This is a genomic window from Bacillus sp. BACIII, from assembly GCF_057836745.1.
On the sequence record NZ_CM174437.1, the window covers coordinates 492,869 to 515,946 of the forward strand.

At 46.2% G+C, this 23,078-nt stretch carries 22 protein-coding genes and 3 pseudogenes; 22 read left to right on the forward strand and 3 right to left on the reverse strand.

Annotated elements, in window-relative coordinates; all coding sequences use genetic code 11:
• Nucleotides 1–14 precede the first annotated feature (14 nt).
• Nucleotides 15–149, reverse strand: a complete 135-nt coding sequence (locus tag ACXN9U_RS02660) for a YqzM family protein (RefSeq protein ID WP_003152870.1) — start codon at nt 147–149, stop codon at nt 15–17.
• Between the two features lie 40 nt (nt 150–189).
• Here ACXN9U_RS02660 and ACXN9U_RS02665 point away from each other — a divergent pair.
• Together ACXN9U_RS02665 and holA are read left to right on the forward strand one after the other, a co-directional pair.
• Nucleotides 190–344: pseudogene (locus tag ACXN9U_RS02665) on the forward strand (hypothetical protein).
• Between the two features lie 39 nt (nt 345–383).
• Nucleotides 384–1,425, forward strand: a pseudogene (holA, locus tag ACXN9U_RS02670) (DNA polymerase III subunit delta); the annotation flags it as partial.
• A gap of 17 nt (nt 1,426–1,442) precedes the next feature.
• On the opposite strand, the gene rpsT reads toward holA, so the two are convergent.
• On the reverse strand, nt 1,443–1,709 hold the full coding sequence (gene rpsT, locus ACXN9U_RS02675; protein ID WP_003152876.1) for a 30S ribosomal protein S20: 267 nt from the start codon (nt 1,707–1,709) through the stop codon (nt 1,443–1,445).
• Between the two features lie 202 nt (nt 1,710–1,911).
• Here rpsT and gpr point away from each other — a divergent pair, with 202 nt between their 5' ends.
• The 12 genes from gpr (at nt 1,912) to mtaB (ending at nt 15,823) form a co-directional block, all read left to right on the forward strand.
• Complete coding sequence (gpr, locus tag ACXN9U_RS02680; RefSeq protein ID WP_014418417.1) at nt 1,912–3,018, forward strand: GPR endopeptidase; 1,107 nt, start codon at nt 1,912–1,914, stop codon at nt 3,016–3,018.
• Nucleotides 3,019–3,085: 67 nt separating this feature from the next.
• Nucleotides 3,086–4,279, forward strand: a complete 1,194-nt coding sequence (spoIIP, locus tag ACXN9U_RS02685) for a stage II sporulation protein P (RefSeq protein WP_060964718.1) — start codon at nt 3,086–3,088, stop codon at nt 4,277–4,279.
• Between the two features lie 16 nt (nt 4,280–4,295).
• Nucleotides 4,296–4,634, forward strand: a complete 339-nt coding sequence (locus ACXN9U_RS02690) for a YqxA family protein (protein ID WP_016938900.1) — start codon at nt 4,296–4,298, stop codon at nt 4,632–4,634.
• Between the two features lie 131 nt (nt 4,635–4,765).
• Complete coding sequence (lepA, locus tag ACXN9U_RS02695; protein ID WP_047475598.1) at nt 4,766–6,601, forward strand: translation elongation factor 4; 1,836 nt, start codon at nt 4,766–4,768, stop codon at nt 6,599–6,601.
• Nucleotides 6,602–6,659: 58 nt separating this feature from the next.
• Nucleotides 6,660–7,799 carry a radical SAM family heme chaperone HemW gene (gene hemW / locus ACXN9U_RS02700; RefSeq protein WP_060965134.1) on the forward strand — a complete coding sequence of 380 codons (1,140 nt, stop codon included), beginning with the start codon at nt 6,660–6,662 and terminating at the stop codon, nt 7,797–7,799.
• An 80-nt stretch (nt 7,800–7,879) separates the two neighbouring features.
• Nucleotides 7,880–8,911 (forward strand): heat-inducible transcriptional repressor HrcA, encoded by a 1,032-nt coding sequence (gene hrcA, locus ACXN9U_RS02705; RefSeq protein WP_016938903.1) that lies wholly within the window; start codon nt 7,880–7,882, stop codon nt 8,909–8,911.
• A gap of 59 nt (nt 8,912–8,970) precedes the next feature.
• Complete coding sequence (grpE, locus tag ACXN9U_RS02710; RefSeq protein ID WP_016938904.1) at nt 8,971–9,546, forward strand: nucleotide exchange factor GrpE; 576 nt, start codon at nt 8,971–8,973, stop codon at nt 9,544–9,546.
• 24 nt (nt 9,547–9,570) lie between these two features.
• Nucleotides 9,571–11,409 (forward strand): molecular chaperone DnaK, encoded by a 1,839-nt coding sequence (gene dnaK, locus ACXN9U_RS02715; RefSeq protein WP_060964719.1) that lies wholly within the window; start codon nt 9,571–9,573, stop codon nt 11,407–11,409.
• A gap of 179 nt (nt 11,410–11,588) precedes the next feature.
• The gene (dnaJ, locus tag ACXN9U_RS02720; protein WP_060964720.1) at nt 11,589–12,716 is read left to right on the forward strand and encodes a molecular chaperone DnaJ; all 1,128 of its coding nucleotides are present in this window, start codon (nt 11,589–11,591) and stop codon (nt 12,714–12,716) included.
• Between the two features lie 23 nt (nt 12,717–12,739).
• Nucleotides 12,740–13,675 carry a 50S ribosomal protein L11 methyltransferase gene (prmA, locus tag ACXN9U_RS02725; protein WP_060964721.1) on the forward strand — a complete coding sequence of 312 codons (936 nt, stop codon included), beginning with the start codon at nt 12,740–12,742 and terminating at the stop codon, nt 13,673–13,675.
• A 22-nt stretch (nt 13,676–13,697) separates the two neighbouring features.
• Nucleotides 13,698–14,468 (forward strand): 16S rRNA (uracil(1498)-N(3))-methyltransferase, encoded by a 771-nt coding sequence (locus tag ACXN9U_RS02730; RefSeq protein WP_060964722.1) that lies wholly within the window; start codon nt 13,698–13,700, stop codon nt 14,466–14,468.
• Nucleotides 14,468–15,823, forward strand: a complete 1,356-nt coding sequence (gene mtaB, locus ACXN9U_RS02735) for a tRNA (N(6)-L-threonylcarbamoyladenosine(37)-C(2))-methylthiotransferase MtaB (protein WP_013352930.1) — start codon at nt 14,468–14,470, stop codon at nt 15,821–15,823. The genes ACXN9U_RS02730 and mtaB overlap by 1 nt, the downstream gene beginning before the upstream one ends.
• A gap of 35 nt (nt 15,824–15,858) precedes the next feature.
• Here the strand turns inward: mtaB and ACXN9U_RS02740 are convergent, their stop codons facing one another.
• Complete coding sequence (locus tag ACXN9U_RS02740; RefSeq protein ID WP_060964723.1) at nt 15,859–16,785, reverse strand: Na/Pi symporter; 927 nt, start codon at nt 16,783–16,785, stop codon at nt 15,859–15,861.
• A 171-nt stretch (nt 16,786–16,956) separates the two neighbouring features.
• Between ACXN9U_RS02740 and rpsU the strand changes: the two genes are divergently transcribed.
• From rpsU to ACXN9U_RS02780, 8 genes and pseudogenes are all read left to right on the forward strand, one after another.
• The gene (gene rpsU / locus ACXN9U_RS02745; protein ID WP_003152957.1) at nt 16,957–17,130 is read left to right on the forward strand and encodes a 30S ribosomal protein S21; all 174 of its coding nucleotides are present in this window, start codon (nt 16,957–16,959) and stop codon (nt 17,128–17,130) included.
• A gap of 14 nt (nt 17,131–17,144) precedes the next feature.
• Complete coding sequence (locus ACXN9U_RS02750) at nt 17,145–17,591, forward strand: GatB/YqeY domain-containing protein (RefSeq protein WP_007408278.1); 447 nt, start codon at nt 17,145–17,147, stop codon at nt 17,589–17,591.
• 122 nt (nt 17,592–17,713) lie between these two features.
• Nucleotides 17,714–19,030, forward strand: coding sequence for an NfeD family protein (locus ACXN9U_RS02755; protein WP_060964724.1), 1,317 nt, complete (start codon nt 17,714–17,716; stop codon nt 19,028–19,030).
• A gap of 24 nt (nt 19,031–19,054) precedes the next feature.
• A complete protein-coding gene (gene floA / locus ACXN9U_RS02760) occupies nt 19,055–20,047 on the forward strand; it encodes a flotillin-like protein FloA (protein ID WP_060964725.1) in 993 nt (330 codons plus the stop codon).
• A gap of 27 nt (nt 20,048–20,074) precedes the next feature.
• Nucleotides 20,075–20,509, forward strand: coding sequence for a hypothetical protein (locus tag ACXN9U_RS02765; protein WP_060964726.1), 435 nt, complete (start codon nt 20,075–20,077; stop codon nt 20,507–20,509).
• A gap of 56 nt (nt 20,510–20,565) precedes the next feature.
• The gene (gene yqfC, locus ACXN9U_RS02770) at nt 20,566–20,847 is read left to right on the forward strand and encodes a sporulation protein YqfC (RefSeq protein ID WP_003152966.1); all 282 of its coding nucleotides are present in this window, start codon (nt 20,566–20,568) and stop codon (nt 20,845–20,847) included.
• 17 nt (nt 20,848–20,864) lie between these two features.
• A pseudogene (gene yqfD / locus ACXN9U_RS02775) lies at nt 20,865–22,089 on the forward strand (sporulation protein YqfD).
• On the forward strand, nt 22,053–23,012 hold the full coding sequence (locus ACXN9U_RS02780) for a PhoH family protein (RefSeq protein WP_045926742.1): 960 nt from the start codon (nt 22,053–22,055) through the stop codon (nt 23,010–23,012). The pseudogene yqfD and the gene ACXN9U_RS02780 overlap by 37 nt, the downstream one beginning before the upstream one ends.
• Nucleotides 23,013–23,078: the final 66 nt, after the last annotated feature.

Sequence of the window (23,078 nt, forward strand, 5' to 3'; positions counted from 1 at the left end):
AGCCCGGAATGCGGCTAAGAGCCGATAAGATGGATGGCTGTTGCCATCACGAACAAAAAGGCGAAAAATCCGAAGGACACGACAAAACCGACAGCTGAGTCAACAGCATCATTTCGTTTGCTTTGAACGTTTTTTTCAAAATCATTCAATTTCATCCCTCCTGACTTCCCTAAGTATACTGGAATTGTTTTGAAAAATCTAGAAGTGATGGTAACGTTTTCTGTTCTTGTGATTATCGCCTTTTTACAAGCAGCCCCGGGAGCTTGTGAATCAGGCGTTTATTATAAATGAGGAAGCTGTCCTTTTTAAAGCTTCCTCTTTACTATTTGCCTAACTCAATTTAGGATAGAAGGGGATCAAGAAAGAGAGGAAGTCATACGATCATGGTATTTGATGTTTGGAAAGCCCTGAAAAAAGGGGATGTCCGCTCCGTTTATTGTTTATACGGAAAAGAAACGTATCTTCTCCAAGAGACTGTCAGCCGTATCAGACAAGCTGTCGTTGATGAGGGGACAAAAGATTTTAACCTGTCTGTTTTTGATCTTGAAGAGGATCCGCTTGACCAGGCGATAACCGATGCGGAAACGTTTCCGTTTATGGGGGAGAAGCGGCTGGTCATTGTAAAAAACCCGTCTTTTTTAACAGGAGAAAAAAAGAAAGAAAAAATAGAGCACAATACAAGCGCTCTTGAGACTTATCTGAAGGAGCCTGCGCCTTATACGGTTTTTGTGATTGTGGCTCCGTATGAGAAGCTGGATGAGCGGAAAAAACTGACGAAGGCGCTGAAGCAGCAAGCTCTGATGATTGAAGCTAAGGAGCTGAATGCAAAGGAAACGACTGACTTTACGATTAATCTGGCAAAATCCGAAAATAAAACGATCGACGCAGAAGCTGCTGAGCATTTGGTTCTGCTTGCAAACGGCCACCTGTCTTCCATATATCAGGAAATACAAAAACTCTCCGCCTACACCGGAGACAGACATGAGATTACGCTTGAAGATGTCCGGGAGCTTGTCGCGAGAAGTTTGGAGCAGAATATTTTTGAGCTGATCAACAAAATCGTGAACCGAAAACGGACGGAAAGCCTTCAAATATTTTATGATCTTTTAAAACAAAACGAAGAACCGATCAAAATCATGGCGCTGATCGCCAACCAGTTCCGTCTCATTATGCAGACGAAGTATTTTGCCGGACAAGGATACGGTCAAAAGCAAATCGCATCCAATTTAAAGGTTCACCCTTTCCGGGTAAAGCTGGCGATGGACCAGGCGAGGCTTTTTTCTGAAGAAGAGCTCAGGCGTATTATAGAGAAACTGGCAGTGATGGATTACGAAATGAAAACCGGGAAAAAGGACAAGCAGCTCTTGCTGGAGCTCTTTCTTCTTGAACTTCTCCGGACCGAATGAAAAAAACGATCCCCGTTACCAGGGATCGTTTTTGTATTATGCAGAAAGTCCGTTCACTTGTTTCGCAAGTCTAGATTTGTATCGAGCTGCGGCATTTTTGTGTACAAGACCTGTTTTCACTGCTTTATCAATGCGTTTCGCTGCTTCAGAAAGAGCAGTTTTCGCTTTATCCGCTTCGTTGTTGGCAACAGAAGCTTCTACTTGTTTGATTGCAGTACGCATAGCAGATTTGATTGTCGCGTTATGAGCGCGGCGTTCGTTGTTTGTTTTTGTACGTTTAATCGCTGATTTAATGTTTGGCATGTGTTTCACCTCCTAAGATACAACCTGTAGCACAGTGTCTTAAGGTTAAATCTTCTTCACAATAGAACAAATTGTATTCTATCAAACAGAACTTTAGATTGCAATATAAATGTAAAGTATTTTTCGTTGATGGGTAAATTCGCATGATTCGTTTTACAAATGGCCACACTATGTACCACGATGATTGAAGGAGGTCTTCCCCGTGAAAAACAACGAACTGGATGTCAATCAATTTCTGATACGGACGGATTTAGCGGTAGAAACAAAACAGGCGGTAAAAGACGGACAAGCCGGTCAGAAAAAAGAAATAAACGGGTTTATTGAAAAAGAACGCGACAAGGGCGGCATTAAAGTCAGAACTGTGGATATTACAAAAGAAGGCGCCGAGCTATCGGGCAAAAAGCAGGGGCGCTATGTCACGATCGAAGCGCAGGGTGTGAGGGAGCACGACTCTGAAATGCAGGAAAAAGTAACGGAAGTGTTTGCCGAGGAATTTTCCGCCTATCTGTCGGCATTAAAAATTCCAAAGGATGCAAGCTGTTTGATCGTCGGTCTTGGCAACTGGAATGTGACGCCGGATGCACTCGGCCCTCTTGTGACCGAAAATCTGCTTGTGACGCGGCATTTGTTCAGGCTTCAGCCGGAAAATGTGCAGGAAGGGTACAGGCCGGTCAGCGCGCTTGCTCCCGGTGTGATGGGATTAACGGGAATTGAAACGAGCGATATTATTCAAGGCGTGATCAAAGAATCGAAGCCGGATTTTGTGATTGCTGTAGACGCTCTTGCGGCAAGAGCCGTTGAAAGGGTGAACACGACCATCCAATTTTCTGATACGGGCATTCACCCGGGATCAGGCGTCGGCAATAAGAGAAAAGAATTAAGCAAAGAGACGCTCGGCATCCCGGTCATCGCAATCGGTGTCCCGACTGTCGTTGATGCGGTGACGATCGCAAGTGATACAGTGGACTACATATTAAAGCATTTCGGCAGAGAAATGAAAGATGACAGCCCGTCGAGGTCTTTGGTGCCCGCCGGAATGAACTTTGGCAAAAAGAAGGTGCTTACAGATGAAGATCTTCCCGGAGAAAAAGAGCGCCAATCCTTTTTAGGCATTGTCGGCACGCTGGACGAAAACGAAAAACGCCAGCTGATTCATGAAGTGCTTTCTCCGCTCGGACATAATCTGATGGTCACGCCGAAGGAGATTGACACCTTTATTGATGATATGGCGAACGTGCTTGCAAATGGGTTAAACACCGCCCTTCATGAAAAGGTCTCACAAGATAACAAAGGTTCTTATAATCATTAAAATGGTTCTACCTCCTCTAGCTTGTTCATAGAGTAATTACTAGACAAGCGCTGGAGGGATTCAAATCATGAGAAAAAAACGCAGAAACCGTCAAATTGTCGTTGCAGTAAACGGTGGAAATGCGCTCAAGGGCATGTTTTTGTTTATGACAAGCCTTATCGTTATTTTCGTATTATCCGGTGTGCTCACATCGCTTCGCCCTGAACTGAGGCTTTCTTCCGATTCTCTTCACGGAATTGCCGGAGAGCTTCCGGGTGACGCGTTTGCACACCTCCTTGGCATGGAAAATCATTATTTCGCATCAGAGCTTCCTGAAAAAGACTCATTTCAGCTGTCACGGCTTTCCTTAAAACTGGCGACAAGCATTAATCTGGAAGATCCGCGGAGCTTCTTGGGACGCGAGCTGCCGGGATTCGCTCAATACGATACGGAGATCCTGTTGGCGGGGCAGGGGACGGATTATACGAATATGCCGGCTGAATCTCCGCCGCCGTCAAAGGTGATGGAAAAAGAAAAAGAAGTGAATCTTGCAGAAATCGAAAACAAAACGAAAAAAGAAGAAACGGCGCCGCCGAAGCATTCGACCGGCAGCAAAAAAGTCGTCTTTATTTATCACACTCACAATACCGAATCCTATCTCCCTCTGTTAAAAGGGGAAACAAATCCGGATAACGCCCGCCATTCGAAGGCCAATGTCACGCTTGTCGGAGATATGTTCGGAAAAGCGCTGGAAGCGCAAGGCGTAGGAGCGGACGTAGATAAAACCGACATTCAGGGCCGCCTGAACAAAGACGGTTTAAATTATGCGCGAAGCTATGACGAATCAAGACCGGTTGTAAAAAGCGCGCTCGCCAAAAATAAAAATCTGCAATATACCATAGATATTCACCGGGATTCCCGCCGCAAGAAAAATACGACAGCCGATATTAAAGGAAAAAGCTATGCCAGAGTGGCCATCGTCGTCGGCAAAAAAAGCGCCAATTTTGAAGAAAACTATAAACTCGCAAGTGAACTTCATAAGCTCATGGAGAAAAAATACCCCGGCTTAAGCGTCGGTGTTTTATCAAAAGGCTCTCCGGGAGATAATGGAGTATACAACCAGGATTTAAACGACCGGTCGCTTCTGCTGGAATTCGGAGGCGTGGATAACAACCTTGAAGAACTGAGACGCGCATCCGATGCCGTAGCCGATGTATTCAGCGAACTGTACTGGAATGCTGAAAAAGTCAGTTCGCAATCAGGAGAGAAGGAAAAACAATAGAAATCAGGTGATGCAAATGATCCGATTTACCGGCAAATGCCTGCTGATCGCCATTGTCATGTTTGTCGGCGTTTTGTTCGGCATGCAGCAGGCAAACAGCGGAATGCTTGATATGAAAGGATACAAAGACCCCTCCTTAAAAGGTGCATTCACGCTTAGCGGCGGAGAGGGTCAGGAAAAAGAGGCATCCATTTTGGGCCAAACCGTTACGGCGAAAGATCTGGAAGAAAAACAAAAACAGCTGGAACAGGCGGAAACCTTCAACCTGTTTTCAAAAGCCGGGGAAACCCTTTCAAATACCGTAACGGACTCGGCCCAGGCGATGTACGAGTGGGTTTCGAAACTGAACCGATAGCATTTTAAGGAGAAAAGCGGACGATTCCAAATAGGAAGCTTTTCTCTTTCTTGTTTTAATTGAATGTTTACAATCCTATTGATATAATCTAAGCTAGTGTATTTTGCGTTTAATAGTAGGAGTGATAGATTGTGACAGATAAAGAAAAGCGTTTAGAGAGGCAGTCAAGAATCCGGAATTTCTCGATCATCGCCCATATAGACCACGGCAAATCGACCTTGGCGGATCGGATTTTAGAAAAAACATCGGCGATCACCCAGCGGGAAATGAAAGAACAATTGCTTGATTCAATGGACCTTGAACGCGAACGGGGAATTACCATCAAATTAAATTCCGTTCAGCTGAAATACAAAGCAAAAGACGGAGAAGAATATATATTCCATCTCATCGACACGCCCGGACACGTCGACTTTACATATGAAGTATCACGAAGCCTGGCTGCTTGTGAAGGCGCGATTCTCGTTGTTGATGCGGCCCAGGGAATTGAAGCGCAGACATTGGCGAACGTCTATCTGGCGCTTGATAATGACCTTGAGATTCTTCCTGTCATTAATAAAATCGATCTCCCGAGCGCAGAGCCAGAACGTGTGCGTCAAGAAGTTGAGGACGTGATCGGTCTTGACGCTTCAGACGCCGTCCTCGCTTCAGCGAAAGCGGGTATCGGCATCGAAGACATTTTAGAGCAGATCGTAGAAAAAGTGCCTGCTCCCGCGGGAGATCCGGAAGCTCCGCTGAAAGCGCTCATCTTTGACTCGCTTTATGACGCGTACCGCGGAGTCGTCGCGTATATCAGAGTCGTAGAAGGAACGGTAAAACCCGGCCAGAAAATTAAAATGATGGCGACCGGAAAAGAGTTTGAAGTCATCGAAGTCGGCGTCTTTACGCCGAAAGCGCAGCCGGCTGACGAACTGACAGTCGGTGATGTAGGCTATTTGACAGCCGCAATTAAAAATGTCGGCGACACCCGTGTCGGTGATACGATTACAAGCGCGGTTAAGCCTGCGGCAGAAGCGCTTCCGGGATACCGCAAACTCAATCCGATGGTCTATTGCGGACTTTACCCGATTGACACAGCCAAATATAATGACTTGCGCGAGGCTCTGGAAAAACTTGAATTGAATGACTCCTCCCTTCAATACGAGGCGGAGACGTCACAAGCCCTCGGCTTCGGCTTCCGCTGCGGCTTTTTAGGAATGCTTCACATGGAGATCATTCAAGAACGGATTGAACGGGAATTTAAAATTGACCTCATCACGACCGCGCCGAGCGTTATTTATGACGTATATATGACGGACGGTGAAAAGATCGTCGTCGATAACCCGTCAAACATGCCTGACCCGCAAAAAATAGAACGGGTGGAAGAACCTTATGTCAAAGCGACGATGATGGTTCCGAACGATTATGTCGGAGCGGTTATGGAGCTTTGTCAGGGGAAACGGGGCAACTTTATCGATATGCAGTACTTAGACGCCAACCGGGTCAGCATTGTATACGAGATGCCTCTTGCGGAAATTGTTTACGAATTTTTTGATCAGCTGAAGTCCAGTACGAAAGGGTACGCCTCTTTCGATTACGAGCTGATCGGCTACAAGCCGTCTAAACTCGTCAAAATGGACATTATGCTGAATGCTGAAAAAATTGATGCGCTGTCATTTATCGTCCACCGCGATTACGCATACGAGCGCGGAAAAGTCATCGTCGAAAAATTAAAAGAGCTGATCCCGCGCCAGCAATTCGAAGTGCCGGTGCAGGCGGCGATCGGACAGAAAATCGTGGCGCGCTCAACCATTAAAGCCATGAGGAAAAACGTTCTTGCAAAATGTTACGGCGGAGACATCTCGCGGAAACGGAAGCTTCTTGAAAAACAAAAAGAAGGAAAACGCCGGATGAAGCAGGTCGGCTCAGTCGAAGTGCCGCAGGAAGCGTTTATGGCCGTCCTTAAAATGGATGACAGCCCGAAAAAATAACGGAAGCCGCCGCAGTCCCGCACTGCGGCTTCTTTCTGTAAAGAAGAAGGTGTTTCAAATGAAATCAGCTTATATTCATATTCCGTTTTGTGAGCATATCTGCCACTATTGCGATTTCAATAAATATTTTATTCAGAGCCAGCCTGTCGATGAGTATTTAAACTCACTCGAAAAGGAAATGATAAATACGATAGAACGTACGGGCCGCCCTGATCTTCGCACGATTTTTATCGGGGGAGGCACGCCGACATCGCTCTCGCCCGCCCAGCTTGAAAAACTGATGGATTCCATTCACCGCGTGCTGGAGCCTTCTGACGGACTCATTGAATTTGCCGCGGAAGCGAATCCGGATGACTTGTCCTCGGAAAAATTAAAAATCCTGAAAAATGCCGGTGTCAATCGGCTGAGCTTCGGTGTTCAAACTTTCGAAGATGCCCTTTTGCAGAAAATCGGCAGGGTGCATAAACAAAAGGACGTGTTCAGCTCCTTTGAACGGGCGAGGGCGCTCGGTTTTGACAACATCAGTCTCGATTTAATGTTCGGCCTGCCGGGACAGACGCTGGCTGACCTTGATAATTCTGTTAAAACGGCTTTGTCGCTGGATGCGGAGCACTATTCCGTTTACTCGCTGATCGTCGAGCCGAAAACGGTGTTTTATAATTTAATGCAAAAAGGCCGCCTGCATCTCCCTGCGCAAGAACAAGAGGCTGAGATGTATGAAACGGTTATGAGGCAGATGAGTGAAGCGGGCATCCGCCAATACGAAATCAGCAACTTTGCAAAGCCCGGCTACGAGTCGCAGCATAATCTGACCTATTGGAGCAATGAAGAGTATTTCGGTTTTGGCGCAGGGGCTCACGGATATATCAGCGGCACCCGCACCGTCAACGCTGGTCCCGTGAAACATTATATTCAGCTCATCGAAGAAAAAGGGCTGCCTTACCGGGACACGCACGAGGTGACACGTGAAGAGCAGATTGAGGAAGAAATGTTCCTCGGTCTCAGAAAAATGTCAGGCGTGCAAAAAAAAGCTTTCCTGGATAAATTCGGACGTTCAGTCGATGAACTGTTTCCTGATATTCTCAAAGATTTAACTGAAAAAGGCCTGATCTGTGACTCGGAAAAATCGGTAGCATTAACGCATGAAGGCAAATTATTAGGAAATGAGGTTTTTGGCGCTTTTTTGGGTGAGTTATAATTGACATTTTTCTTTTCGTTTGTTACTTTTGATATAGAATTAGCACTCGCTGACCTTGAGTGCTAACAGGGGTGATGATGATGTTAACAAATCGTCAGCTGTTGATCCTGCAAGTGATTATTAATGATTTTATACAATCAGCGCAGCCTGTAGGATCAAGAACTCTTTCAAAAAAAGACGAGATTACATTCAGCTCTGCAACGATCAGAAACGAGATGGCTGACTTGGAGGAATTGGGCTTTATTGAAAAAACCCATTCATCCTCAGGACGGATTCCGTCGGAAAAAGGGTACAGGTATTATGTCGATCATTTGCTGTCACCCGTCAAGCTGACTAAAACCGATCTGGATTTAATTCACTCGATATTTAAAGAAAAAATCTTCGAGCTTGAAAAAACAGTCCAAAAATCAGCGCAGATCCTGTCCGAACTGACAAACTACACATCGATTGTTCTCGGGCCGACGCTGAGCGAGAATTATCTTAAACAGATTCAAATTGTTCCGATCCAGCCGGATAAAGCGGTCGCCATCCTCGTTACGAATACGGGGCATGTCGAAAACCGCACGATCAATTTCCCGGCTAAAGTGGATTTGGCCGATATTGAAAAACTGGTCAATATATTGAACGACCGATTAGCGGGCGTTCCGATGGACGAACTGAATGAGCGTATTTTTAAAGAGGTTGTCACATATTTAAGGCAGCATATCGCCAACTATGACAGCATTCTCGAATCGCTCCGCTCCACATTCCATCCGGCGGGCCATGTTGAGAAATTATTTTTCGGCGGAAAAATCAATATGCTGAATCAGCCGGAGTTCCATGATATTGAACGGGTCCGCTCGCTCTTATCCTTAATTGAAAAAGAGCAGGATGTCCTGAAGCTGTTTCAGTCGTCAAAAGCCGGGATTTCAATCAAAATCGGAAAAGAAAACGACTACGAGGAAATGGAAAACTGCAGCCTGATCACGGCCACCTATACGGTTGACACGAAGCAGATCGGATCAATCGCCATTATCGGGCCGACACGCATGAATTATTCAAGAGTCGTCAGCCTGCTGCAGCATGTGACTTCGGACTTGTCAAAAGCATTCACAAGTTTGTATGATGAATAAGGGAATTTTGGCAAACATTTTCAGTCATCTTTTTACAGCATTTGAGGGAGGTGAACACAATGTCAGAAGAAAAACAAACCGCAGAACAGGTTGAAGCAGCAGAACAAGAAGAAACGACAGAACAGGCAGAACAAGCCGCTTCACAAGAACAGCATGAAGAAACAGCAGGTCAGGAAGAAGCCCTTCAGCACCAAATTGATGAATTGCAGGGTTTGCTTGATGAAAAAGAAAATAAGCTTTTGCGTGTTCAAGCAGACTTTGAAAACTATAAACGACGCAGCCGCCTTGAAATGGAAGCTGCTCAGAAATACCGTTCTCAAAACGTCGTAACGGAAATCCTTCCGGCTCTCGACAACTTTGAACGGGCCTTACAGGTAGAAGCTGAAAGCGAGCAGACAAAAAGCTTGCTGCAAGGTATGGAAATGGTCCGCCGCCAGCTGATGGACGCTCTTGAAAGAGAAGGCGTTGAAGCCATCGAAGCTGTCGGTCAGGAATTTGATCCGAACCTTCACCAAGCCGTCATGCAGGTGGAAGATGAAAACTTCGGCAGCAATATTGTTATCGAAGAACTGCAAAAAGGCTACAAACTGAAGGACCGCGTCATCCGTCCTTCAATGGTTAAAGTGAATCAATAACTACATAGCAGGAGGTAATTCAAAGTGAGTAAAGTAATCGGAATTGACTTGGGTACGACAAACTCATGTGTGGCAGTGCTTGAAGGCGGCGAGCCGACAGTTATCGCTAACGCTGAGGGTAACCGTACTACTCCGTCAGTCGTTGCATTTAAAAACGGCGAGCGCCAAGTAGGGGAAGTGGCAAAACGCCAATCTATCACAAACCCTAACACAATCATGTCTGTCAAACGCCATATGGGTACTGACTATAAAGTAGAAATCGAAGGAAAAGACTACACGCCTCAGGAAGTGTCAGCCATTATCCTTCAGCATCTGAAAGCATACGCTGAAAGCTACCTTGGCGAAACAGTTTCTAAAGCTGTTATCACGGTTCCTGCATACTTCAACGATGCAGAACGCCAAGCGACAAAAGATGCCGGTAAAATTGCCGGTCTTGAAGTAGAGCGTATTATCAACGAGCCGACTGCAGCAGCGCTTGCATACGGACTTGATAAAACGGACGAAGACCAAACGATTCTTGTTTACGACCTTGGCGGCGGTACGTTTGACGTATCTGTGCTTGAACTTGGCGACGGCGTGTTTGAAGTCCGTTCAACTGCCGGTGACAACCGTCTTGGCGGGGATGACTTTGACCAAGTCATCATCGACCATCTCGTAGCAGAATTCAAAAAAGAAAACGGCATTGATCTGTCAAAAGACAAAATGGCGCTTCAGCGTTTGAAAGATGCGGCTGAGAAAGCGAAAAAAGATCTTTCCGGCGTATCATCTACGCAAATTTCTTTACCGTTTATCACAGCGGGAGACGCAGGTCCTCTTCACCTTGAGCTGACACTGACCCGCGCTAAATTCGAAGAGCTTTCCGCTCATCTCGTTGAGCGCACAATGGCTCCTGTCCGTCAGGCTCTTCAAGATGCGGATCTTTCTGCAAGCGAAATCGACAAAGTTATCCTTGTCGGCGGATCTACACGTATTCCTGCCGTACAGGAAGCAATCAAAAAAGAAACAGGCAAAGAAGCGCATAAAGGCGTAAACCCGGATGAAGTTGTAGCGCTTGGTGCTGCAATTCAAGGCGGCGTCATCACAGGAGACGTAAAAGACGTTGTCCTTCTTGACGTTACACCGCTGTCACTCGGTATTGAAACAATGGGCGGCGTATTCACGAAACTGATCGACCGCAATACGACAATTCCGACAAGCAAATCACAAGTATTCTCAACTGCTGCTGATAACCAAACAGCCGTTGACATTCACGTGCTGCAAGGTGAGCGCCCGATGTCTGCCGACAACAAAACACTCGGCCGCTTCCAGCTTACTGATATCCCGCCTGCACCGCGCGGCGTGCCTCAAATCGAAGTTTCTTTCGATATTGACAAAAACGGTATCGTAAACGTAAGAGCGAAAGACTTAGGCACAGGAAAAGAACAAAACATTACAATCAAATCTTCTTCAGGTCTTTCTGATGACGAAATCGAACGCATGGTGAAAGAAGCGGAAGAAAACGCTGACGCTGATGCGAAGAAAAAAGAAGAAATCGAAGTCCGCAACGAAGCTGACCAGCTTGTGTTCCAAACGGAAAAAACATTAAAAGACCTGGAAGGCAAAGTGGATGAAGAGCAAGTGAAAAAAGCAAACGACGCGAAAGACGCGCTGAAAGCAGCTATCGAGAAAAACGAAATTGAAGAGATCAAAGCGAAAAAAGATGAGCTTCAAACAATCGTTCAAGAGCTTTCCATGAAGCTTTATGAAGAAGCGGCAAAAGCGCAGCAGGCTGAAGGCGCAGCAAACGCTGAAGGCAAAAAAGCGGACGATAACGTTGTCGATGCGGAATACGAAGAAGTAAAAGACGACGAAACGAAAAAATAAGTTCTTTCCGCAGAACGCAAAAGAACACACAGCATATTCTGATTCAACAGACAGAAAGTCAAAGTCAGGCATCTCTTGGCTTTGACTTTTTTTCTTGCCCGGGATAAAAGGAATTGAAAAAACATAATTCAAAATGATACAATCTAATTTATGTGAGAAATTCGGGAGAGTGAAGCGAGATGAGTAAGCGTGATTACTATGAAGTGCTTGGAGTAAGTAAGAGCGCTTCAAAGGATGAAATCAAAAAAGCCTATCGGAAGCTTTCAAAAAAATATCATCCTGATATCAATAAAGAATCCGGAGCAGATGAAAAATTCAAAGAGGTAAAAGAAGCATACGAAGCGCTCTCAGATGACCAAAAACGGGCTCAATATGATCAATTCGGCCATACTGACCCTAATCAGGGCTTCGGCGGCGGTTTCGGCGGCGGAGGAGACTTCGGCGGCTTCGGTTTCGATGACATCTTCTCAAGCATCTTCGGCGGCGGCACGAGACGCCGTGATCCGAACGCGCCGAGGCAGGGCGCGGATCTGCAGTATACAATGACACTGTCATTTGAAGATGCGGCTTTCGGAAAAGAAACGATCATTGAAATTCCTCGCGAAGAGAATTGTGAAACATGCAAAGGCTCAGGCGCGAAGCCGGGGACAAATCCGGAAACGTGCTCGCATTGCGGCGGTTCAGGCCAGCTGAATGTCGAACAGAACACGCCGTTTGGCAAAGTGGTTAACCGAAGAGTCTGCCACCACTGTGAAGGAACAGGAAAAATCATTAAAAACAAGTGCTCTGACTGCGGCGGCACGGGCAAAGTGAAAAAACGGAAAAAAATTAACGTTACGATCCCTGCCGGTGTGGACGACGGACAGCAGCTCCGCGTTCCGGGTCAAGGTGAACCGGGTGTAAACGGAGGTCCTCCGGGAGATCTGTTTGTCGTATTCCATGTGCGCGCCCACGAGTTCTTTGAGCGTGACGGAGATGATATTTACTGTGAAATGCCGTTAACGTTTGCCCAAGCGGCACTCGGAGACGAAGTTGAAGTGCCGACGCTTCACGGAAAAGTGAAATTAAAAATTCCTGCCGGCACACAAACCGGCACAAAATTCAGATTAAGAGGCAAAGGCGTGCAGAATGTCCGCGGCTACGGACAAGGCGACCAGCACATTGTCGTCCGCGTCGTTACGCCGACGAATCTGACAGATAAACAAAAAGACATCATCCGCGAGTTCGCTGAAGTCAGCGGCAACCTGCCGGATGAACAAGAAATGAGTTTCTTTGACAAAGTAAAACGCGCATTTAAAGGCGAGTAATGATTGGATAGGAGTTGGTAGTTTTGAAATGGTCCGAAATCAGCATTCACACAACACATGAAGCGGTCGAACCCATCTCAAATATTTTGCATGAAGCTGGTGCGAGCGGGGTTGTCATCGAAGATCCGCTTGATTTAATGAAAGAGCGTGAGAATGTTTACGGGGAAATCTACCAGCTCGACCCCAATGATTACCCCGATGAGGGTGTCATTGTCAAAGCGTATCTGCCGATCAACAGTTTCCTCGGCGAAACGGTCGACGGCATTAAAGAGACGATTAATAATCTGCTTTTGTACGACATTGATTTAGGCAGAAACACAATCACCATTTCTGAAGTTAATGAAGAGGAATGGGCGACAGCTTGGAAAAAGTATTATCATCCGGTAAAAATTTCTGAAAAATTCACGATCGTACCCACATGGGAAACGTACACACCCGTGAATACCGATGAACTGATTATCGAAATGGACCCGGGCATGGCATTCGGTACGGGAACGCATCCGACAACCGTTTTGTGCATTCAGGCGCTTGAGCGTATCGTTCAAAAAGGCGACCGTGTCATTGATGTCGGCACCGGTTCAGGAATTTTGAGCATTGCAGCCGCCATGCTTGAGGCTGAATCGGTTCATGCGTATGATCTTGACCCGGTCGCTGTCGAAAGCGCGCGTCTGAATGTGAAATTGAACAAAGTAAACGATACGGCCGAAGTGAAACAGAACAATTTGTTAGACGGCATCACAGGTGAACACGATGTCATTGTCGCGAATATTTTGGCGGAAGTGATTCTCCGCTTTACATCGCAGGCGTACGACCTGCTAAAAGACGGGGGCCACTTTATTACTTCAGGCATTATCGGCCAGAAAAAACAGGAAGTAAAAGAAGCGTTGGAAAAAGCCGGTTTTACCATTACAGAAATTCTGTCTATGGAAGATTGGGTCAGCATCATCGCGAAAAAATAACAGTTAGTAGGTGTCACAGCGTATGCAACGATATTTTATCGAGCTCACGAAGCAGGAGATGGACGAAACCCCCGATTTTCAAATTACGGGAGAAGACGTCCACCACATTGCAAACGTCATGAGAATGAATGCAGGAGACCGGATAATCTGCTGTTCGAAAGACGGCCATGAAGCGTTATGCCTGCTCAAAGAGGTTTCTAAAGATCATATATCATGCAGCATGGCTGAATGGACGGGAGAAAACCGTGAGCTGCCGTTAAAAATCAGGATCGCCAGCGGCCTTCCGAAAGGCGATAAGCTTGAATGGATTATTCAAAAAGGGACCGAGCTCGGGGCAAGTATGTTCATCCCCTTTCAAGGCGCCAGATCCGTCGTTAAGCTTGACGACAAAAAGGCAAAGAAGAAGCGGGAAAGATGGGCGAAAATCGCGAAGGAGGCGGCGGAGCAATCGTACCGCAATGAAATTCCCGAAGTGAAAACCGTTCATTCGTTCCGGCAGCTGCTTGAAATGGCGGAGAATGTCGATAAATGTGTCGTTGCATACGAGGAGTCATCAAAACAGGGAGAAACGGGCGCTTTCGCTGCGGAGCTCAAAAGCCTTCCGAAAGGTTCGTCTCTTCTCATCGTATTCGGCCCTGAAGGCGGTCTGACTGAGTCTGAAGTTCAGCAGCTTTCAGAAAAAGGCGCCGTCTTATGCGGCCTCGGACCAAGAATTTTACGGACTGAAACTGCGCCGCTTTACGCGTTAAGCGCAGTTTCCTATCATACAGAGTTATTAAGAGGTGATCAGTAATGGCAACTGTTGCTTTTCATACCCTTGGCTGCAAGGTCAATCATTATGAAACAGAAGCAATCTGGCAGCTGTTTAAAGATGCGGGTTATGAACGAAAAGAATTCGAGCAGACAGCAGATGTATATGTCATTAATACATGTACGGTAACAAACACGGGAGATAAAAAAAGCCGTCAAGTCATCAGACGGGCGATCCGCCAAAATCCTGACGGCGTCATCTGCGTAACAGGGTGCTATGCGCAAACATCTCCGGCAGAAATTATGGCCATCCCGGGCGTTGACATCGTCGTCGGCACGCAGGATCGCGAAAAAATGCTCGGTTACATTGAGCAGTACAGAGAAGAGCGCCAGCCGATCAACGGCGTCGGCAACATTATGAAAGCACGTGTGTTTGAAGAGCTGGATGTTCCCGCTTTTACTGACCGGACAAGAGCGTCATTGAAAATCCAAGAAGGCTGCAACAACTTCTGTACGTTCTGCATCATCCCTTGGGCGCGCGGCCTGCTTCGTTCCCGCGATCCTGAAGAAGTCATTAAACAGGCGCAGCAGCTGGTGGATGCCGGTTATAAAGAAATCGTTCTGACGGGGATTCATACGGGCGGCTACGGCGAAGATATGAAAGATTACAATTTCGCCAAGCTTCTCCGTGAATTGGATACACGTGTAGAAGGACTGAAAAGAATCAGAATCTCATCTATTGAAGCAAGCCAAATCACTGATGAAGTGATTGAAGTGCTGGATGCGTCTGATAAAATTGTCCGCCACCTTCACATCCCGATTCAGTCAGGATCAAACACCGTTCTGAAACGGATGAGACGCAAATATACGATGGAATTTTTCGCGGACCGTTTAAATAAGCTGAAAGAAGCGCTGCCGGGTCTTGCTGTCACTTCTGATGTTATCGTCGGTTTCCCGGGTGAAACGGAAGAAGAATTTATGGAAACATACCGGTTCATTAAAGAACATAAATTTTCTGAGCTTCACGTATTCCCTTACAGCAAACGCACCGGAACGCCTGCGGCCAGAATGGAAGATCAGGTTGACGAGAATGTGAAAAATGAACGGGTGCACAAACTGATTGCTCTGTCTGACCAGCTTGCCAAAGAATACGCCTCCGATTATGAAGGAGAGGTTCTTGAAATCATTCCGGAAGAGACGTTTAAAGAGTCTGATGAAGACGGCATGTTCGTCGGCTATACAGACAATTACATGAAAGTCGTCTTCAAAGGCACGGAAGATTTAATCGGCAAACTTGTCAAAGTCAAAATTCAAAAAGCGGGCTATCCGTACAATGAAGGACAATTCGTCCGCGTTGTTGAAGAAGAAATGACTCAGAATATGCGCATGTCTTCGTAACAGATAAAAAACCGATGCTTTCACGCATCGGTTTTTTACGGTTTCGGAGGGATCAGCCTGTCAATCAGCCGATAAAATAAATGCGTGAACGGCAGAAATAATAACGCGGTGACAACATTAAACAAAAGGCTGAAATGCGCGATCATTTGGGCGGGATCGTCAGACAGCCGCTCTGTAAAACCTGCTGCTGCGGACAGGAAGGGAAAGACAAGAAGTACGCCGAGTATATTAAAGACAACGTGAGCACCGGCGGTCTGTCTGGCGGCATAACCCCCTGAAACAGCAGCCATGACGGCCGTGACGCATGTCCCGATATTAGATCCGAGAACGACGCTGACCGCCTGTTCAATGCCGATCATCCCTTCGTTCATAAAGCTCATTAAAATGCCGATGCAGACGGAGCTTGAATGAATGATGGCCGTCAATATCATGCCGATCAAAAGAGCGGACCAGCTTGAATCATTTACATGGCGCAAAACCTCCGCCCCCGCCTTCATTTCTGTCAGCGGAACGGCAAGACGGCTGAAGCACGTGATGCAAAAAAAGATGATGCCGAGACCGAGAAAGCTTACGCCGATCTGCCTGAACGGATATTTCCGGATAAGAATAAACACAAGGCCGCCGATCAAAAGCACCCAAATGAGCACATCCATCTTTATGGCCAAAAACTCCGTCGTAAATGTGGAGCCGACATTCGTGCCGAGAATCATCGGAATGGTCCGTTTAAAAGGCAAAGCGCCTGCACTGACAAAGCCGATCACAATAACCATAAAAGCTGAGCTGCTCTGAAGAAAACCCGTGAATACAATGCTGATGAGAAAAGCTTTCAAAGGGTGGTCGGTAAACAAGAGGAGGCTCTTCTCAATTTTTGAATACGTTAAAGCAATCAGCCCTTGTCTGAGCAGGCTCATTCCGAGTAAAAAAACAAGGATAAGTGCGGTAAAGAGAATCAGTATCAGCAAACGAAACACCCCTTTCCATCATTATATAGACAAGCCGCGTTATTCATGACGGAAAAGTGAACTCACTTAGTTGACCTGACTCATGGCTTATATTATAATGTCAAAGTACATGTTTATATATGTATCTTTTTAAAGGTAGTCGATTGGTGTATTCGGAGGGAGGGAAAGAGAATGTCAAAAACGGTCGTTAGAAAAAACGAATCGCTTGAAGATGCTCTTCGTCGCTTCAAACGCAGTGTATCAAAGACAGGTACTTTGCAAGAAGCAAGAAAGCGCGAATTTTATGAAAAACCTAGCGTAAAGCGCAAGAAAAAGTCAGAAGCTGCTAGAAAACGCAAATTCTAAAAGAGGGTGGATTTATGAGTCTTCTTGAGCGACTTAACCAAGATATGAAGCTGTATATGAAAAGCCGTGAGAAAGACAAACTGACTGTCGTTCGAATGGTGAAAGCTTCACTTCAAAACGAAGCAATTAAGCTTAAGAAAGACAGTTTGACCGAGGATGAGGAACTTACTGTCCTATCTCGTGAACTTAAGCAACGTAAAGACTCCCTCCATGAATTTTCAAACGCTAATCGTTTAGATTTAGTAGATAAAGTTCAAAAAGAGCTGGACATTTTAGAAGTTTATTTACCGAAACAGCTTTCTGAAGAAGAGCTGCAGACAATCGTAAATGAAACCATCGCTGAAGTCGGTGCGAGCTCGAAAGCGGACATGGGCAAAGTGATGAGTGCTATTATGCCTAAAGTAAAAGGTAAAGCTGACGGCAGCGTGATTAACAGGCTTGTCAGCAGTCAATTATCTTAATTGACGAAGAAAAAGACATCTTTCCTCGAGAGATGTCTTTTTTTATACATAAAAAAATGAAACTAAAGTACATTTGTTACGTATATAAAGAAGAATGAAACGGGAAGGAGGGTATATCTGCCTTGTTCCGAAAAAAAACCGGAATTGCTGTTGCTCTATTGGGCTTGTTTGTATTATCTTTATTAGGAGTTCAATTGAACGCAAAAGCTGATCGTTCATCGGTTTATGTCATCCCGGTTGAGAAAAATGTCGAACAGGGGCTTGCTGCTTTTTTATCGCATTCTTTCAAAGAAGCGAAGGAATCCGGCGCGTCACACATTATTCTTGACATCAATACACCGGGAGGCGCCGTTCAATCAGCTTTGGATATTGCAGATGTCATTGGCGGCGCGGATGTGCCTGTTACCGCTTACGTGAATAAACGGGCGCTTTCTGCCGGGGCATATATAGCGCTTCAGGCTGATGACATTTATATGGCGCCGGGCGGAAAAATGGGTGCCGCAGCCATCATCGACGGCAAAGGAAACGCGGCAGACAAAAAGGCCCAATCACTGTGGCATGCAGAAATGGAGGACGCAGCGGCTAAAAACAACCGAAACCCGAAATACGCCCTGGCCATGGCAGACCCCGCCATCAATGCAAAAGAAGCGGGCGCTCCGAAGGGAAAACTGCTGACACTGACAGCTGAAAAAGCCAAGGAAGTCGGATATTCGGAGGGAACGGTTTCAAACCTCGATGCTTTATATACAAAGCTCGGTTTTGATAAAGCCGATGTTCACCATGCAAAAGAGGGTTTTGTCGGCAAATTGGGAAGATGGCTGACAAATCCGTTTGTTGTCCCCGTCTTATTAACGCTCGCTTTGCTTGGTTTGACCATTGAATTATTCTCGCCGGGCCTCGGCATACCGGGCGCCGTCGGACTGACGGCCATGCTGCTGTTTTTCACCGGGCATATCGCTGCCGGATTTGCCGGCTATGACAGTGTATTCTTATTTTGCGCAGGCTTGGTTTTTATCCTTTTAGAGATATTTCTGCCTGGAGGCATAATCGGTCTTATCGGTGTTGCAGGCGTCATCGCGAGCCTCTTTCTCGCTGCGGGCAGCTTTACTGTAATGGCGGTTTCTCTCTTGATCGCCTTTAGTGTGTCTATTGCTGCCTTTATCATATTAACAAGGGTGTTGGGGAAACGAATGAAATTCTTTAAGAAATTGATATTAACTGATTCAACAAGCACGGAGAACGGTTATGTTTCAAATCAGAACCGGACGGAGCTGTTGGGGAAAGTCGGTGTTACCGCTACAGCCCTCAGACCGTCAGGCACCGTTATTATTGATGATGAACGCCTTGATGTCGTTTCAGAAGGATCATTTACTGAAAAAGACAGACAGGTGAAAGTGGTGAAAGCGGAAGGCTCACGCATTGTCGTGAGAGAAATATAGATGATAATCTTGAGGAGGAATTAGATGGAACTGTCAAGTTTGGCGATTTTAGCAATAGTTGCAGCTGCCATAATTGTGTTAGCCATATTCTTCACCTTTGTACCGGTGATGCTATGGATTTCGGCACTTGCAGCAGGAGTCAGAATCAGCATTTTCACTTTGGTCGGGATGAGGCTGCGCCGCGTCATTCCAAGCCGCGTTGTCAACCCGTTAATTAAAGCGCACAAAGCCGGCCTGTCCGCAACAACAAATCAGCTCGAAAGCCATTACCTGGCGGGAGGTAATGTCGACAGGGTGGTCAATGCCCTGATTGCGGCACAGCGCGCCAATATTGAGCTGACATTTGAACGCTGCGCAGCCATTGACCTGGCCGGGCGTGACGTGTTGGAAGCCGTACAGATGAGCGTCAATCCGAAGGTCATTGAAACACCGTTTATCGCGGGTGTCGCCATGGACGGAATTGAAGTAAAAGCAAAAGCCAGAATCACGGTAAGAGCCAATATCGAGCGCCTTGTCGGAGGAGCGGGAGAAGAGACGGTTGTCGCCCGTGTCGGGGAAGGGATTGTCTCGACAATCGGTTCTTCGTATAATCATAAAAAAGTGCTTGAAAACCCTGATATGATTTCGCAGACCGTACTTGGCAAAGGGCTGGATTCAGGTACCGCATTTGAAATTCTCTCGATTGACATCGCCGACGTGGATATCGGCAAAAACATCGGAGCGATTCTGCAGACAGACCAGGCGGAAGCAGACAAAAACATTGCGCAGGCCAAAGCTGAAGAACGCCGCGCCATGGCCGTCGCCCAAGAGCAGGAAATGCGTGCGCGCGTAGAAGAAATGCGTGCGAAAGTCGTGGAAGCTGAAGCGGAAGTGCCGCTTGCGATGGCTGAAGCCTTACGTGAAGGAAACATTGGTGTCATGGATTATATGAACATAAAAAATATCGACGCTGACACGGACATGAGGGATTCTATCGGCAAGCTGACGAATGACCAGCAAGATGAAGACCAACAATAACCTCTCTATTAAGGAGGGAGCCGCTATATGCACGAGATTCTGACAAATCCGCTCGTCATTGCCGCCGTCATCGGCATTATATCGGCAATATTCGGCAAGAAAAACAAAGATGAAAAACGCCCGCCGAATAGACGTCCCGCAGATCAGAAAAAAAAGCAGGATCACACACAGCCGCCGAAAGAGCACAAGCCGGAAGCGGAAGAAATGCCTGCCGTTTCAAAAGAGAACCCTTTTGAGCAAAAAAGAAGGGAAGCTGAAAAGCGCCTTGCGGAGACAGAGCAGATGTTCAATGGGCTTGAACTTAAGCTGACATCTCAACGCACACGAAATGCGTCTCTGAAGAAATCAGCCCTCAAGATTAAGAAAGAAACTGCAGTGCAGGGCATCATATTCAGTGAGATTTTAGGTCCGCCCCGTGCAAAAAAACCGCACCGGACCATGCGGAGCATCGGTAAAAATTAAAGTGTTAGAACCCCTTTTCAAATCATACATATGAGATGAAAGGGGGTTCTTTTTTTATGGGGCAAAGAAAGAATCGTGTAAAGGCGTGGCTGACTAGAGCATTGGAAATTCCCCCGGACGTTATGATGGATCTGCCTCGCATTACGATGGTCGGCAGACTTCATATCTACATAGAAAATCACAGAGGCCTCTTGCTGTTCAGCGAAGAAGAAGTCAGGCTGATGCTCAAGCAGGGGCAATGTATCATATCAGGAAAAAACTTGGTCATTAAGGCAATCCTTCCTGAGGAAATTCTTTTGGAAGGCACGATAGATCACGTAAGATATGTCGATTCATAAAGCCGGGGGGAAATAATGTGAAAAACAAATGGCTGTCATTTTTTTCGGGTAAAGTCCAAATGGAAGTCAAAGGAAAAGGGATTGAACGGCTGCTTAATGAATGCACGAGAAACGGAATCGCCATCTTTGCGGTGAAAAAAAAGCAAGACTGTGTTCTGCTGATGATTCAGCTTCAAGATGTACATGCTTTCAGAAGAGTCATCAGAAAACATGAATGCAAAGCAAGCTTTACAAAAAGAAAGGGCCTGCCCTTTCTGCTTCTCAAATCAAAATTAAACCTGGGCTTCACTGCGGGATTTGTGATATTTTTCGTTATATTGTTTCTTTTGTCCAACATGATTTGGGACATTGATATTAAAGGGGCAAAGCCCGAAACCGAGCATCAGATGATGAAGCATCTGGAAGAAATCGGTGTAAAAAAAGGCCGTTTGCAATTTTTGATGATGACGCCGGAGAAAATTCAAAAATCATTAACAAACGGCATCGATAATATTACGTGGGTCGGTGTGGAATTGAACGGGACAGCCCTTCATATGAAAGTGGTCGAAAAAAATGAACCGACAAAAGAAAAGTACGTGAGCCCCCGCCATATCGTTGCCAAAAAGAAGGCGGTCATCAAAAGGATGTTCGTGCAAAAGGGGCAGCCGATGGCTTTTGTGAACGATCATGTTGACAAAGGACAGCTCCTCGTCTCAGGACTGATCGGAAATGAAGACCGGAAAGTCGCCTCAAAAGCGGAAATTTACGGAGAAACATGGTACAAGTCAGAAGTAACTGTGCCTCTTGAAACATCATTTACGCTATATACGGGTAAAGTAAGGACGAAGCACAAGCTGTCTTTCGGATCATGGGGCGTGCCTTTTTGGGGCTTCGGGTTTAATGAGGAGCCGCTGAAACATCCGAAAACAGAGGAAGAAAAGCATCCGTTTCAATTTCTGGGGCTGAAGCTTCCGGTATCTTACGTCAAAGAACAGACAAGAGAAAGCGAAACATCCGTGCGGACTTATACGAAGGACGAAGCGGTTCAGGCCGGCATCAAAATGGGCAGACAAGACGTAGAGAAGCGATTAAGCGGCAGCGGAGAGGTGGAAAGTGAAAAAGTTTTGCACCAATCCGTTGAGAATGGTAAAGTAAAGTTGATTATTCTCTACCAAGTTATAGAAGATATCGTGCAAACCACACCTATTGTTCAGGGAGACTAAAGAATGGCAGAACATTTACTTGCGATTAATCACAAACTGAAAAGCCCGGATGAAGCACTTTCTTTGTTCGGCAGCCAAGATGCCTTTTTACATTTAATGGAGAAGGATCTGGGCGTAAGCATCATCACACGCGGTGAAACCATTTACGTTTCCGGCAATGATGAGTCTTTTGAGATTGCTGACAGATTATTGGGCTCGCTCCTTACTTTAATCCGCAAGGGGATCGAGATTTCGGAACGTGATGTGCTGTATGCCGTGAAAATGGCAAAGAAAGATGAACTGGACTATTTTGAAAGCATGTATGAAGAGGAAATAACGAAAACGGCAAAAGGCAAACCGATCCGTGTCAAAACCATCGGCCAGAGAGAATATGTTGCGGCGATGAAGAAAAACGACATGGTGTTCGGTATCGGGCCGGCGGGAACCGGCAAAACATATTTGGCGGTCGTAAAAGCGGTGCATGCTTTAAAAAACGGCCACATTAAAAAAATCATTTTAACAAGACCCGCTGTGGAAGCCGGCGAAAGCCTCGGTTTTCTGCCCGGAGACTTAAAGGAAAAAGTAGATCCTTATCTGCGCCCGCTGTATGACGCGCTCCACGATGTGCTCGGAAGCGACCATACGGAGCGTCTGATGGAAAGAGGGGTTATCGAAATCGCCCCGCTTGCCTATATGAGAGGGCGGACGCTTGACGACGCATATGTGATTCTTGATGAAGCCCAGAATACCACTCCCGCTCAAATGAAAATGTTTTTGACGAGATTGGGTTTTGGCTCTAAAATGATCATTACGGGCGACGTAAGCCAAATTGACCTGCCGAAAGGCGTCACATCGGGACTTGCAGTAGCGAGGGATATGCTGAATGACATAAACGGCATTTCCGTGATTGAACTTGACCAGACAGATGTGGTCAGACATCCGCTTGTTGCAAAGATTATTGAAGCTTATGATAAGCAAAAGTAATGCAAAAATGACCCGATCTCCCGTTATCGGGTCATTTTTATATGATGTGTTCCTGATGTTTCAGGG